Annotated in this window: 1 protein-coding gene; it reads left to right on the forward strand. The window is 65.0% G+C overall.

Annotated elements, in window-relative coordinates; all coding sequences use genetic code 11:
* Positions 1-6: 6 nt before the first annotated feature.
* The coding region (locus tag ACK8OU_RS20595) for a CoA transferase (protein ID WP_410305186.1) at positions 7-246 on the forward strand (240 nt) is incomplete at its 3' end.

The raw sequence follows: 246 nt of genomic DNA on the forward strand, positions 1-246 counted from the left end.
ACGGTCTTGGGCAGGCTTGCGAGATGGGGCGACGCCGCGCTGGAAAGCTTTCGGCCTGGAGTGGCAGCCAAACTCGGAATCGATCACGAAGCCCTCAGTCGCCACAACGCTCGGATCATCACCTGCTCACTCTCCGGCTACGGTCAGACCGGACCTTGGCGCGATCGGCCGGGCCATGATCTGAACTTTCTGGCCGCGGCCGGAGCCTTCGCGTTTCCTGGCCACTGGACCGGACGACCACGTCGC

Origin of the sequence: Pontitalea aquivivens (assembly GCF_046507575.1) — a bacterium.
Taxonomy (GTDB): Bacteria; Pseudomonadota; Alphaproteobacteria; order Rhodobacterales; family Rhodobacteraceae; genus Pontitalea; species Pontitalea aquivivens.